General features: G+C 43.3%; 10 protein-coding genes. 5 read left to right on the top strand and 5 right to left on the bottom strand.

The window, feature by feature from the left end; genetic code table 11:
• Positions 1–71 precede the first annotated feature (71 nt).
• On the top strand, positions 72–509 hold the full coding sequence (locus ACR63T_RS12305; RefSeq protein WP_472784172.1) for a hypothetical protein: 438 nt from the start codon (positions 72–74) through the stop codon (positions 507–509).
• A 150-nt stretch (positions 510–659) separates the two neighbouring features.
• On the opposite strand, the gene ACR63T_RS12300 is transcribed toward ACR63T_RS12305, so the two are convergent.
• Positions 660–3,470: a DNA methyltransferase gene (locus ACR63T_RS12300; protein ID WP_472784171.1), complete on the bottom strand. Its 2,811-nt coding sequence runs from the start codon at positions 3,468–3,470 to the stop codon at positions 660–662.
• A 236-nt stretch (positions 3,471–3,706) separates the two neighbouring features.
• Here ACR63T_RS12300 and ACR63T_RS12295 point away from each other — a divergent pair, with 236 nt between their 5' ends.
• The gene (locus ACR63T_RS12295) at positions 3,707–5,545 is read left to right on the top strand and encodes a M24 family metallopeptidase (RefSeq protein WP_472784170.1); all 1,839 of its coding nucleotides are present in this window, start codon (positions 3,707–3,709) and stop codon (positions 5,543–5,545) included.
• Between the two features lie 347 nt (positions 5,546–5,892).
• Here the strand turns inward: ACR63T_RS12295 and ACR63T_RS12290 are convergent, their stop codons facing one another.
• Both ACR63T_RS12290 and fabF read right to left on the bottom strand, forming a co-directional pair.
• Positions 5,893–6,561 carry a hypothetical protein gene (locus ACR63T_RS12290; RefSeq protein WP_472784169.1) on the bottom strand — a complete coding sequence of 223 codons (669 nt, stop codon included), beginning with the start codon at positions 6,559–6,561 and terminating at the stop codon, positions 5,893–5,895.
• Positions 6,562–6,688: 127 nt separating this feature from the next.
• Positions 6,689–8,029, bottom strand: a complete 1,341-nt coding sequence (gene fabF, locus ACR63T_RS12285) for a beta-ketoacyl-ACP synthase II (protein WP_472784168.1) — start codon at positions 8,027–8,029, stop codon at positions 6,689–6,691.
• Between the two features lie 213 nt (positions 8,030–8,242).
• On the opposite strand from fabF, the gene ACR63T_RS12280 reads away from it, so the two are divergent.
• Positions 8,243–9,634 carry a WG repeat-containing protein gene (locus tag ACR63T_RS12280; protein WP_472784167.1) on the top strand — a complete coding sequence of 464 codons (1,392 nt, stop codon included), beginning with the start codon at positions 8,243–8,245 and terminating at the stop codon, positions 9,632–9,634.
• A gap of 49 nt (positions 9,635–9,683) precedes the next feature.
• Here the strand turns inward: ACR63T_RS12280 and ACR63T_RS12275 are convergent, their stop codons facing one another.
• Positions 9,684–11,033, bottom strand: coding sequence for an anhydro-N-acetylmuramic acid kinase (locus ACR63T_RS12275; protein ID WP_472784166.1), 1,350 nt, complete (start codon positions 11,031–11,033; stop codon positions 9,684–9,686).
• Between the two features lie 119 nt (positions 11,034–11,152).
• On the opposite strand from ACR63T_RS12275, the gene tyrS reads away from it, so the two are divergent.
• Positions 11,153–12,364, top strand: a complete 1,212-nt coding sequence (gene tyrS, locus ACR63T_RS12270) for a tyrosine--tRNA ligase (protein ID WP_472784165.1) — start codon at positions 11,153–11,155, stop codon at positions 12,362–12,364.
• Positions 12,365–12,460: 96 nt separating this feature from the next.
• The gene (locus ACR63T_RS12265) at positions 12,461–12,691 is read left to right on the top strand and encodes a DUF1653 domain-containing protein (protein WP_472784164.1); all 231 of its coding nucleotides are present in this window, start codon (positions 12,461–12,463) and stop codon (positions 12,689–12,691) included.
• Positions 12,692–12,770: 79 nt separating this feature from the next.
• Here the strand turns inward: ACR63T_RS12265 and ACR63T_RS12260 are convergent, their stop codons facing one another.
• Entirely contained in the window at positions 12,771–13,607 is an 837-nt protein-coding gene (locus ACR63T_RS12260; RefSeq protein ID WP_472784163.1) for an alpha/beta fold hydrolase, read from the bottom strand.
• Positions 13,608–13,735 lie beyond the last annotated feature (128 nt).

Raw genomic sequence — 13,735 nt, 5'->3', positions numbered from 1 at the left:
AACAAATCGCTATAAATTGCGATATAATAGCTCAATATTTAAAATATTCTTTGTTGTAAGGGTGATAGGCTATGTCAGAACATGTTGTCAATAACAGTCCAAAAAAAGAGTTTTTATTTGCCTTAGTTGGCGTCGGCTTATTTTTAGGCATCGTGTTGCTTATCGGCATTTCGGCCTTTTTGCGTCCAGCAGGCGAGCATATCAGCGCTGAGCCTACAGCTGAGTCGATAGCCGCTGATGAAGCTGCAGTTATCGCGGCTGCTCCAGCTGCTGAACCAGCCGCCGCACCTGTGGCAGAAGTGGCTACTGATGATGCAGCGGCTACCGATGTTCCAGCTGATGCGACGGTCACGCCCGCACCTAGCACGGGTGATGCGGTAGTGGCAACGGGTTCTGCTACAGCGACTGCCGATGGTACGGTCGATCAAGCCGCAGCAGCTGATGTGGATCTAACTGCTGAACAAGCCGACGGCGATGCCGACGCAGTACAACCAGCACCAGCTCAGTAATTATTAAAATAAGTTTTAGTATAATAAAAACTCGCTTTCCGTCATGGATAGCGAGTTTTTTGGGTTTAAGATTGGTAGTTCGTTTTTGAAGGTAGTTATAACTCAGATTCTGGGGCATGGAATGCACCCTACAAAAGCTCAAACCTTTAATCACCCGCCATCCGCAATACGCTTCAATAAAAACTCCACTCGATGAGCGTCTGTGCCATTGCCTTTGTAGCCATAAGCTTTGTCTACCGCTTTATCGAGGGCGGTATGTGTTGCTGTGAGCTTGGGATAAGGATCGATCATATAAGTGTTATAGAGCTTCGCGAGAGTTGGCGCATCGTTCGAGCCATCTTGATAAAACGCCCGCGCATCCAATACTTGCTGTGCAGCGGTCTCGATATTGTCTTTGGCTTTGATGGTTTTGGTATCGTCATCATGCGCATCAAACGGATATTGAAAATTGTTATAAACGATAGTGTTTGAATAGCGATAATCACTTTTTAAGCGTCCAGCCACTAAACGCATAAAAGCATTATGCATACTGCTAGATAATGTACCAAAATGATATAAACCTGCATCTGGTAAACTAAAAACTAGGTTGCTACATACTGTATTGCTATCTAAAAAACCAATAGGAATATATTTTCTATTCTCTGATGACACACTTGGAATGAGTAAGTAATGACCTTCATTTGGCTGTCGCATCTCGTCAAATAAATGAGGCGTTGCCGCTAATTTTTGAGTTGATTTTTTACTACTTTCTTCACGCATTGCTTTAACATTTTCAAGACGCTGCATAACCATTGGCATTTTGGCTAAATCTTTATTCAACTCTACTGTGTCACAGTCACTGAACCATAAACACCAGCGTTCAATATTATTTAAAAATTCTTGTGACCCCATAAATGGACGTAAATATTTCTTTGCTAACGGCTCTTCATTTATTAAGTCAAAGTATTCATCATTATTTAAAAGTAAATAGCCACCGTCTGTAGGTTGACTGCCTTTAGACATAGGGTTTTGATTAGAGGTTTGCTTACTTGTTCTGTCCAAAAAGACAAGTGGCGTATCAACTAAATAGCCGTTAATAATTTTTGCTTTTTGCGGTATAGGATCACCCGATATATCATTATAATTAAATATCGTTTTTTCTTTATGCTTAATAGTTGAATAACCGATGATAACGCAATGTACTGCGGCAATACCTTTGCCTTCATTACTCCATTTAAAAGTATGATGCGCAAAGTTTATAAAACCTTCGTTTTCTTCTAGTATATATTTCCAAAGTAAAGCTACATGCTCACCTTGCACAATAGAGTTAGTTGAGACAAAGGCTGTTTCTACCTGATGATTTTGTTTAGTGACCGCTTGCATATAATTCATGGCTTTAATATACCAACCTGCAACGTAATCTAAAGATTTATACTTTTTTACTTTATTAGCTGCTTTGGCTAAATCATTTTTCTGCTCTGTGTTCTGATAGGATTTACCAATAAAAGGTGGATTACCCATTATAAAGTCGCAGTCATTGGCAGGCAGAATATCCGCCCAGTAGAGCTGTAAGGCATTGCCCTCCGTGATATGCGGACTATACACGATAGGCGTCGTCGGGCGCGTCGTACCGAAACGCTCAGCCGTGGCTTGGTTCAACTGATGATCGGTAATCCACATCGCCACCCGAGCGATATGCGCGGCGTGCGGCTCAATCTCGATACCATAAAACTGCTCGACCGTGACCTGACACATACTACTGATATCGAGTAGACCCTTTTGATCGCCATAAATCTGCGCGATAAGCTGATTCTCTAACAGCCGCAGCTCACGATAAGCGATAATGAGAAAATTGCCACAGCCACACGCAGGATCAAAAAAGGTTAGCGTTGGCAGCTTCTCATACAGCTTGAGCGCCCGTGGCTTATCCTTGCTACATTTTGAGAACTCATCGCGCAGCTCTTGCAAAAATAGCGAATTAATGACCTTGAGAATGTTCTTCTCACTGGTATAGTGCGCGCCAAACTCACGGCGCTTGTCATTACTATTTGGGTCACTCGCCGCACTGTCATCGATATCGAGCACGCTTTGGAACATCGAGCCAAAGATCGCCGGGCTAATCTCGCTCCAATCGAGATTATTACACTGCACAACGAGGTTATATAGATTTTCATCAAAATAGGGAATACGAATCGATTGCGAGAACAGATCGCCATTGATATAGGCAAAGGCAGCATAGCTCTCAGGCAGACGGGCTGAGCGCTGCTCAGTGTTTAGAGTATCGAATAGCGTGGTAAAGACTTCGTGTAGATTGCTACCATCGGCTTTGGCCTCATTGGTCAGTAGCCCATCGAGCAAGTTTCTTTGACCGAATATCCCCGTATCATCAGCAAAAAAGCAAAATATCAATCGCGTCAAAAATAGCGCCAGCTCGTCAGCATTGACCCCATCAGTGATAAAGGCTTGATGCAGTTTGGCAACCATCTCCGTGGCTTGACGGTTGATCGGGTTTTCCTCAACGATCTCAGTCATCGCCGCATTTGGTGCTAAAAAGTCTAGCCACTCTGCGTTCTTGGGCAAATCGGTCAACGCACATTTATGCTCTTTAATATCCATAGGATTGGCGATGTCATACAGCCATAGCTCATCAAAGTTGCATAACACGATATATCTAGGCTTATCGGTCTTGAGCTTATCGTAGTATTCGCTGACTTGGGTGTAGGCTTTATTTAGATCCAGCCCGCGACTTTTTTGCTCAATCATCACCAGCTTGGGGATAAAAGCATCGACGTACTTTTGCGCTTTGTCGTTTTTGAGGCGATGCTCAAAGGCTTTGAGCTGCACTTGACCTGAGACGCCATAGGCATTGAATATTTGCGTCCAAAAGTTCTGACTTTGTCCACGCTCATAGCCTTCAGCGTCTTTGTAATCGTGGATAATACGGTTTAATTGCTCGCGGATATGGGCGTAGTCTAGACTCATTATTAGGGCTTGCCTTATTGGATGTTGTTATGAGAGTTTATGAGGTTCTGGTGATGTTTTTATAGATTTTTAAGTGACATTAACTATAGCGAGCTGCTAGGTAAATGACAAATGATTGTTCAGCTTTTATATAATTCATCACTGCTAACAGCCTCTAGCTTGGAATATGGGTAGGGCGCTCCATATAGAATAGCAACCTGACCATTCATATATCCAAATCAATAAAAAGAGATCCTATGACCACTCAAACTATTCCCTCTAAGGCCGATATCCAGCAGCGCATTACCGATCTGCGCACTGTCCTAGCCAAGCAAGATTTGACCGCCATTATCGTGCCATCAGCCGATCCGCATTTGTCCGAGTATCTGCCAGAGTATTGGCAAACCCGCGAATGGCTATCAGGGTTTACGGGTTCAGCAGGCACGCTAGTTGTGAGCGCTGACTTTGCAGGACTTTGGGCGGATAGCCGCTATTGGGTACATGCGGCGGATGAGCTAGCAGAGACAGGTATTGAGCTGCAAAAGCTCGGTGCTGCTCATCAGCTCAATCATATTGACTGGCTCGCTGAGCATTTAAGCGAGGGCGATAGCGTCGCTGTCGATGGCAATGTGTTGTCTATTAGCGAACAAGATAAATTGCTCGATGCTTTTGAGGCCAATGACATAACCTTGATTACCGATCGAGATGTTATTTCTGAGATTTGGGCGGAGCGTCCAGCATTACCGAACGCCAAGTTATATCAGCATGATGCGCAATTCGTGGCTCAATCAGCGGCCTCAAAGCTTGCCGCAGTACGTGCTGGCATGACGGAGGCAGGTGCGAGTCATCATTTATTATCTAGCTTAGATGATATCGCGTGGCTGACTAATTTGCGTGGTGCTGATGTCGATTACAATCCTGTGTTTTTGGCGCATATGCTGATTGATGCCGATACTGCTATTTTGTTTATTGATAATAATAAAGTCAGCAGTGAAATTGCGCAAAGCTTAGCAGATAGCGGTATTGCTTTAGCAGATTATGAGGCGATACAAGGTGCTTTAGGTCAATTAACCCCTGATGATTTATTGCTATTGGATCCCAGCAAAGTTGCCGTTGGTACTTTGTCTGAGATAGTCGATAATGTCGGTTTTATTGAGCAAATAGCACCGAGCACGATGCTCAAATCTGTCAAGTCAGATGCTGATATTGAGCATGTTCGCGAAGCCATGCGTCAAGATGGCGCGGCATTATGCAAGTTCTTCGCAGAGTTTGAACAGCGCTTAGACAAAGGCGAGCGCCTCAGCGAGCTGGACGTCGATAGTATGTTGATAGCCGTGCGTAGTCAGCAGCCAAACTATGTCTCGCCAAGCTTTCCGACCATTGCAGGCTTTAATGAAAACGGGGCATTGCCGCATTATCGGGCGACACCGCAAAAGTTTAGCTATTTAGACGTCGAGGCTGGCGCAGGCGGATTATTACTGATAGATTCAGGTGCACAATATCAAAACGGCACAACGGATATCACTCGCGTCGTCGGTATTGGGCAAATCACTAGCGAGCATAAGCGCGACTTTACTACCGTGCTCCGCGCGCATATTGCCTTGGCCAATGCTTGTTTCCCTAAAGGTATCTCATCGCCTGCTATCGATGCGATCTGCCGTGCGCCGTTATGGCAAGCGCAGATGGATTATGGACATGGCACAGGTCATGGTGTTGGTTACTTTTTAAATGTACACGAAGGCCCACAAGGTATCTCTTATAACGCGCCTAATACTAAAGAGCGCGCCATGAGAGCCAATATGATTACTAGTAATGAGCCAGGTCTATATCGCGAAAGCAAATGGGGTATTCGTATTGAGAATTTAGTCGTTAGCCGAGCGGTCGCTAATCCGATTGAGACTGAGTTTGGTGAGTTTTTATACTTTGAAACAGTAACCTATTGTCCGATTGATACGCGCCTGATTGATAAATCACTGCTTAACCAAGTCGAGATTGACTGGCTTAACAATTATCATAGCCAAGTTTATACTGAGCTAAAGAGCCGAGTATCAGGCGCAGCGTTGGAGTGGCTGACCCAGCGTACCCAAGCGATATAAAAGCAGTTTATTTTAAAGGGCAATTTTTAAAGCCAATAGAAAAGCGCTCAGTAAGTAATTACTGAGCGCTTTTCTACAACACGAGGAAAAGATGCTGGGCTAAAAGCACCAGCCTACGGCATAGCCCAAATTATTAATAGAAATTACTTTTTGTAATAACCTATAAGATATATATAAACTTTGAGTTAGCAAAAATGTAGTTAATGTCGCGTAGGCTGTGGCTTTAGCTCAGAAAAAGACTTTTAAAGTAATAATACTTAATAACAAAAAATAGGTTTTAAATTTAGTTAAGAGTAGCTTTTTTATTCTAAACAATACCTATTTTAACTAGAACAATATTTAAAATTTTACTCTTTATCAGCCAGTTGACGACTGATCTCAGCACGCAGCCAAGATTTTAGGTTTTCAGACATCTGTAACATCTGCTCGGTGAGATAATCATCGATCTGACCTTCAAGCTCGCTGAATAATGCCTCATGCTCAACGTTTAGCTTAGTGTTCTTTAGCTTCAGATCGATAGCTGATTCTATGTTTAGATTGTCCACGACCGCTTTTACAGGAGTAGTAAGAGTAGTGGCTTTTTTGTTCGGTGTGTCTTTGCTATTTGGCTGCTTAGAGTCTTCGTTTTTGATATCAGTATTTTCTACAGCGTTTTCTGTATAGGCTAATGCTTCTATTTGTTGCCGTTCAGCTTGCTGCTGCTTTTCTTTAGCTTCATTCTCAAGCGCTTCAAGCTGTCTTTGCTCTTCTAATTTTTGCTCTTCTAATCTTTGTTGTTCGGCCGCTTGCTCGTCAGCTTGTCTTTGCGCCGCTGCTTGTTGTAGATCATAGACACAATATAAGTCATCGAGGTGCGCATCGAGATCATGAGTGGTAAAGACAAACTTTTCAAACGGGATCTCAGTTTGCAGTAAATCAGTAATATCGGTCAGCTCTTGTACGATCGCTGCCCGTACTGGCTTGGGCGCGCCCGTCCAGTGCTGATAAAATTGATGGGAAAACGAATAGCTTGACATAGTGGCTTCCAGAATGAAAAATACCCCTTATCATACCCAAGGTCGATAAGAGGCTGCAAGGGGGCAAACGTAGCAAAATTAATATAAACCTTATTCTACTAGGATAGCATCGGGTGCAATATAAAAGCTAAGCCTGCCAACGGGCGAATACTAAGGAGCCATTGGTGCCACCAAAGCCAAAGCTATTCGACACTGCATAATTTAAATCATCAACTTTGCGTGATTGATTGGCGACATAATCAAGATTACAGTTATCCTCAAGATTATCCAGATTGATCGTCGGCGGTACTTGCTGATGTTGCAATGCTAGCACTGTAAATATCGCCTCGATGCCACCTGCCGCGCCCAGCAAATGACCAGTCATAGATTTCGTTGAGCTGACTAATATACTGTCTTTTACCGCAGAAAATACCGTCTCGATCGCAATTGACTCAGCCACGTCGCCCGCTGGCGTACTCGTACCATGAGCGTTGACATAACCGACTTGCGAGGCATCAATACCTGCGTCATTAACTGCGTTTTGCATAGCTCGCGCTGCACCGCGACCGTCTTCAGGCGGCGAGGTGATATGACTGGCATCATCGCTCATGCCAAAGCCCACCATCTCGGCCAGGATCAAAGCGCCGCGAGCTTTAGCATGAGCTAAGCTCTCAAGAACCATCATGCCTGAACCGTCTCCAAGCACAAAACCATCGCGATCTTTGTCGAACGGACGCGAGGCACGAGTAGGCTCGTCATTACGTGTCGATAAGGCGTGCATCGCGGCAAAGCCTGACATACCAAGTGGGCTTGAGCCTTTCTCACTGCCGCCTGCTACCATCACATCGGCATCACCATAAGCGATAAGCCGTGCGGCTAAGCCGATAGCATGGGTCGCAGTGGTGCAAGCAGTCGCAGTCGCCAAGTTAGGGCCTTGCAAGTTGTGCTTGATCGCCACTAGCCCAGCTGCCATATTCACAATAGAACCTGGAATAATAAAGGGTGAGACTTTGCGAGGGCCTTTACTATTGAGCATCGCAGAGCTGTCTTCGATAGTCTGAATACCACCAATACCTGAGCCTAAGATTACCCCAAAACGTTCTGGATCGACATTTTGTACAGGTGCTTCATCTGCACTAACCTCACTGATAAACCCTGCATCTTTTAGCGCCATAGAGGTCGCTGCTATACCATACTGCATAAACTTATCATAGCGTCGCGCGTCTTTGACATTCATATACTGCTTGGCGTCAAAATCTTTAATTGTACCCGCAATTTGAGTACGGTAATCTGTGGCGTCAAAATGCTCAATCGTTGAGATACCGCTTTCACCAGCCAGCAACCGCGTCCAAGTGCTCTCTACATCCAAGCCTAGTGGAGTGATCGCGCCCATCCCAGTGACGACTACGCGCGTCTCATCAGAGCGCTCAAAATGTGGCGATTTACGATGTTTTTGTGATGATGAGTTTGAATGACTGTGTTGACTCATATAATAAATCCTCGGTGATTCAAAAGGGTTTTGCCATTTATACTATTGATGATTGTATGGCTGCTGCAACTTATCTACTGACGTTTTACTATTTATAGCGCTATCTCGGTATTTTAGCAACCATTATAGGCTAGATAAGTTTACGGCTGTAAACTTAAAGCCCTTTATATAAAAGGTGTTAACATAATAATTGAACGAAATACTGAGAGGACTATGCTAACTAAACCTTCTAATCGATTACGGGCACGACCTAAACTGAGAGTGTTACTATTAGCATTGGGCTTTTCACTGGTTATCCAAAGCAGCTATGCTAAAACCTCTGATAGTTATCGATGCTTACCTAAAGGCACTCAGTTTGGCTATTTTCAAAAGTTTTTTGAAGATAGAGGCGTTATCGTCAAGAACGATAAGTATGGTTATATAGATCAACAAGGTAAAGCGATAACAGCGCTGATTTATGATCAGGCTCTCCCTTTTTCGGCAGGCAAAGCAAAAGTCGCTAACAATAATAAGTGGGGGCTTATCGATTTAACGGGTAGTGAGATCATCAACCCTAAATACGATCTTATTCTAAATGTATCTAATAACACTGCGCTAGTTGAGGAAGATAATAAAAAATGGTCGGTAAACTATAAAACAGGTCAAATCCTACGCTTAGATTATGAAACTATTGGTGTTTTTTTTGAAGGTCTAGCTGTGGTTACTAAGGCTGGCAAATACGGTTTTATCAATGAACAAGGTCAATTAGTGACTGATATTGAGTTTGATTATGCAGGCTCGTTTTCTGAAGGCTTAGCAGCGGTAGTGCGTGATGAAAAAACAGGCTTTATTGATCAGTCAGGTCAGTATGAGATTGAGCTTACTGATACTTACATAGGATCTTTCTCCGAAGGGCTCGCATCTGTAGAGATCAACGGTAAATATGGTTACATTAATAAAAAAAACCAAGTGGTGATTGAGCCTGCCTACGACTACGTCGGTGCTTTTGATAATGGCTATGCGGTAATTTTAGAAAAAGGTAAAAGTGGCATTATTAATCAGCAAGGCGAGGTCATCATTGAGCCGATATACGATAATATCACCTATACTAACGACCAATTATTCCACGTAACGGTGGGTAATAAAGAGGGATATGTTGATAGCCAAGGTAGGACTGTCGTAGCTACTATCTATGATTACATTGATATGTTCTCTGACGATTTAGCATTTGTCATTATTGATAATAAATATGGTTTTGTTAATAAACGTGGCGAACTCGTCATTGCACTACAGTACGATGCTGTATATGGCTTTGACAACGGTTTGGCTTCTGTTATGAAAGATAATAAATGGGGCGTTATTGATACGGCTGGTAAGATAATCATACCTTTAATATACGATAGTATTGGCAGTTTTTATAATGGTTTGGCTGTAGTTGAAAACGAAGATAAGTTTGGCTTTATTAACGCAAACAATGAGATAAAAACGCCGATAATCTACAGCGACGTTAGAAGCTATCATGATCCAAAAGATTCAAACCATTCTTATCGTTTATTGCTTGTAGATGGTGAATGGTATGACATCAACGATGAAGGTATGATTACTGCACCCTTTCATTGTTTTTAATAGATACTGAATTATAAAAATATACTTTGTATAACTCAGTATTTATTAGTTAAGCAAAACAAACCTGCCCTAGCACCACACTTTTATTCGCGCCCGTGACCGCAGGCAGGTTGCCCGTTTCGCCCATTAGCGTTTGCCGTGCCAGCCAAGCAAAAGCGACCGCTTCTACCCACGTCGGCTCAAGACCTAAGCTGGCAGTAGTGGTCACTTTGCAATGTGGCAGATGCGCTTGCAAGCGAGCCATCAGATAGCTATTTAATGCGCCACCACCGCAGACATACACTTCAGCTGTTTCATTTTCTGTAGCAGTATCTTCAGACTTGGTGAATTGTCTAATTTGATTGCTAGCCGTTACCGCTGTCAGCTCCGTCAGTGTCGCCTGAACGTCCGCTGATGAATAGCGAGTATCGGAGGAGTGTGTGTCAAATGTTTGCAGCTCCTCTTGCAGCCAAGCCAAATTGAAGTCTTCACGACCTGTACTTTTTGGATAGTCTTTAGCAAAGAACGCATGACTCAACAGCTGATTCAATAGTGGTGCGATGACGCGGCCTGATTGCGCCCATGCGCCTGCGGCATCGTAATGCTTACCGGTATGTAGCAGCGTCCAAGCATCTAGCAATAAATTAGCAGGGCCAGTATCGTAGCCAACCACTTGCTGCTCAGTTCGTCCATCTGCATTAATATTAGTCGCTGGCAAGACAGCAATATTAGCGATACCGCCTAAATTGAGCATAATCCGAGTAGTGTTAGCATCAGCAAATAACGCTTGATGGAAGGCAGGTACTAACGGCGCACCTTGACCACCAACGGCCATATCGCGACGGCGAAAGTCACTGACCACGCTGATACCTGTGCGTTCAGCGATCATATTGGCATCGAGTAATTGTAGAGTATATCCCATGTGCGGACGATGGCGTACGGTCTGTCCATGACAGCCAATAGCTAATACATTCTCTGCATCGATATCGGCTTGCTGCAATAATTTATTAACCACCTCGCTGGCAAACTCACCATAAACCCGACTTGCCCAACCGAACCAGTCCAATTCGCTCTTTGGTTCGCTAGATGGTTCATTGCTTTGAGGTTTTAGATGCTTTATTCCATTAGGCTGACATAGTGCCAATAGCACCTCACGCAGACGCAGTGGGAAGTCTTGGCTATAAGTTGCTAATAATGTCATAGGCGCTGAGGTGTTGTTTTCATCATTATTAAACCGACACAACACCGCATCCATACCATCGAGGCTGGTACCCGACATCATGCCGACATACAGACCATCGTCGAAGTTTTCGAATAGGGTTTGTTCTAAAGCATCGGTAAGGGTGGCATAATTTAGATTATCGTCATCTGACAAAGTATCTTGTTGAGCGTTATTAATAACTGGTGCAGGCTTACTCATGGCAATTTATCCTAAAAAACGCTAATATATCTGCCAAATTCTACCATTTTTTGCACCGCCCCAAAGGTTTAAACCTTGATTACGACTTAAACATTTAAAAAGACAATAAAGAGAGCACCATGACTGAATCATCATACACTGTAGAAGAACAGCTAGCCCTTATCCAACGCGGTACTCAAGAGATTTTATCTACCGAGGATTTAGTGGCGAAGTTAAAGCAAAACCGTCCGCTACGCATTAAGGCAGGCTTTGATCCTACTGCGCCTGATCTACATTTGGGTCATACTGTATTAATCAACAAGCTTAAGCATTTTCAAGATCTGGGTCATGAGATTTATTTCTTAATCGGGGATTATACTGCCAAGATTGGCGACCCTTCGGGCAAAAACAGTACCCGTCCGCCACTGACTGATGAGCAAATTCAGGCCAATGCTCAGACTTATGCAGAGCAAGTTTTTAAGATTTTGGATAAAGAAAAAACCCGTATTGTCTTTAACTCAGAATGGTTTAAGGACATGTCAGCCGCTGATATGATTCAATTATCTAGCCAGCTCACGGTATCACGTATGCTTGAACGTGATGATTTCTCTAAGCGTTATGCCGCGCAAACCCCAATTGCTATTCATGAGTTTCTCTACCCATTGGTACAAGGTTATGATTCTATTGCGTTGAAAGCCGACGTCGAGCTTGGCGGTACCGATCAGACTTTTAATTTGCTGATGGGTCGTACTCTGCAAAGTCGCTACGGTCAAGAGCCACAAGTTTGTATCACTGTACCGATTCTAGAAGGCTTAGACGGTGTCAATAAAATGTCCAAGTCTTTGAATAACTATGTCGGCATTTATGATGCGCCAGGCACGATGTATCAAAAGATTTTGTCTATGCCAGATACGCTGATTCGTCGCTACTTTGAGTTCTTAAGCTTTAAGCCAATGGAAGAAGTCGAAGGATTGATGAATGAGATGGAAAAAGGTCGTAATCCACAAGAAATCAAACGCATTCTTGCCGAAGAGTTAATCGAGCGTTTCCATGATGCTGATGCCGCTGCCAATGCGCACAAATCAGCGGGTAATGTGCTAGCTGACGGCGAGCTACCTATCGATTTACCAGAGATGACTTTAGATTTAGAAGGTGCGGATGCGCTATTTATTACCCAAATATTGAATCAAGCCGGACTTGCTAAAAACAACGCAGCTGCCAAAGATATGGTCAAGCGCGGCGCAGTAAAAGTTGAGGGTGAAGTCATTGATGGCGGTTTTAGCTTAACGTCTGGGCAGACCGTAGTTATTCAGGCAGGCAAGAAAGGCTATGCTAAAGTAACGGTGGGTTAAACGGTTTATAAGGCTTAGTAAAGATAAGGTCGGCAGTAATAGTCGGCCTTTCTTATAGATAGTTAGCAGCAATTTTTTTAAGACTAGGAGTTTTCTATGGATCACTTAACAGTGTCTCAGGGCATCTACCGCCATTATAAAGGCAATCTGTATCAAGTATTGCATACCGCGCATCATTCAGAAACCGAAGAGGCACTAGTGGTTTATCGTTGTCTTTACGGTGAGTATGGCGTTTGGGTACGACCGCTTACTATGTTTGCAGAATCGGTCGAGCTAGACGGAAAATCAGTAGCGCGCTTTAAGCTGGTTAAAGCGTTAGTTGACTAATCTCAAAAGGTATCCAATATCTCAAAACAAGAAAAGCGACCCTGTAAGGTCGCTTTTCTTGTATGAAAACAGAAGTCTATTAGCTACCTAAAAACTTAATCAAAGCTTCGTTAAACTCTTTAGCATGAGTGACGTTGATACCATGCGGACCGCCTTCTACGATATGAAGCTGACTGTCTGCGATCATCTCGTGCGAGCGTTGACCACTGACTTCAAGGGGGACGATTTGATCAGCATTACCATGAATGACCAAGGTCGGCACATCGAACTTTTTAAGATCTTCACGAAAATCCGTATAAGCAAAGGACTTTACACAATCATAAGTCGCTTTTGGCGAAGCATAAGAGGCAATATCGCGATTATATAAACGCATAGGTTTACTAACGAGTAATTTACCCTCTGCTGGGGTAAAGAAATTTTTAGTAAAATCGTTTAAAAAAGCAATCCGATCACCGCTGACACCATCTAAGAATTCTTGAATATCGGTATCTGCTAACGCCCCGTCAGGATTGTCATCTGCTTTATATAAATAAGGTGGCACAGCTGAGGCAAGTACGGCTTTACTCACTCGCTCTGAGCCAAAATTGCCCAGATAGCGAGCTACTTCGCCGCCACCCATCGAGAATCCTACGATGATAGCCTCTTGCAAATCAAGCTCATCCATCATCATTTTTAGATCTTGCGCTAAAGTATCATAATCGTAGCCTTCCCATGGTTTAGAGGATTGACCAAAGCCACGTCTGTCATAGGTAATAACTTGATAACCTGCTTCAACGATTGCCATTACTTGCGCTTCCCATGAGCGTCCACTCAGCGGCCAACCATGGATGAGCACTACTGGTTTTCCGCTACCTTGAACTTCATAGTATAATTCGACAGCTTGATCATTTTGCTTAGCAACACTAACATAAGGCATAAAATCTCCTTTTAAAATTATTTAAAACTGATTTTAAAATTTCTGATTTGATATTGGGTTTCATGATTAATAACTATTTACCACTAATACTCGCTCTTTAGTATAAAAGTCGATTCAATAAATATCTA

The organism is Psychrobacter sp. M17(2026), assembly GCF_055699815.1.
The sequence above is the reverse complement of the archived record's forward strand: the minus strand, read 5'-3'. Positions and strand labels throughout refer to the sequence as shown.

Excerpts from the sequence above, each read along its gene's own strand:
- ACR63T_RS12305 (WP_472784172.1), top strand. The coding sequence starts at position 72 with ATGTCAGAACATGTTGTCAATAACAGTCCAAAAAAAGAGTTTTTATTT.
- ACR63T_RS12300 (WP_472784171.1), bottom strand. The coding sequence starts at position 3,470 with ATGAGTCTAGACTACGCCCATATCCGCGAGCAATTAAACCGTATTATC.
- ACR63T_RS12295 (WP_472784170.1), top strand. The coding sequence starts at position 3,707 with ATGACCACTCAAACTATTCCCTCTAAGGCCGATATCCAGCAGCGCATT.
- ACR63T_RS12290 (WP_472784169.1), bottom strand. The coding sequence starts at position 6,561 with ATGTCAAGCTATTCGTTTTCCCATCAATTTTATCAGCACTGGACGGGC.
- fabF (WP_472784168.1), bottom strand. The coding sequence starts at position 8,029 with ATGAGTCAACACAGTCATTCAAACTCATCATCACAAAAACATCGTAAA.
- ACR63T_RS12280 (WP_472784167.1), top strand. The coding sequence starts at position 8,243 with ATGCTAACTAAACCTTCTAATCGATTACGGGCACGACCTAAACTGAGA.
- ACR63T_RS12275 (WP_472784166.1), bottom strand. The coding sequence starts at position 11,033 with ATGAGTAAGCCTGCACCAGTTATTAATAACGCTCAACAAGATACTTTG.
- tyrS (WP_472784165.1), top strand. The coding sequence starts at position 11,153 with ATGACTGAATCATCATACACTGTAGAAGAACAGCTAGCCCTTATCCAA.
- ACR63T_RS12265 (WP_472784164.1), top strand. The coding sequence starts at position 12,461 with ATGGATCACTTAACAGTGTCTCAGGGCATCTACCGCCATTATAAAGGC.
- ACR63T_RS12260 (WP_472784163.1), bottom strand. The coding sequence starts at position 13,607 with ATGCCTTATGTTAGTGTTGCTAAGCAAAATGATCAAGCTGTCGAATTA.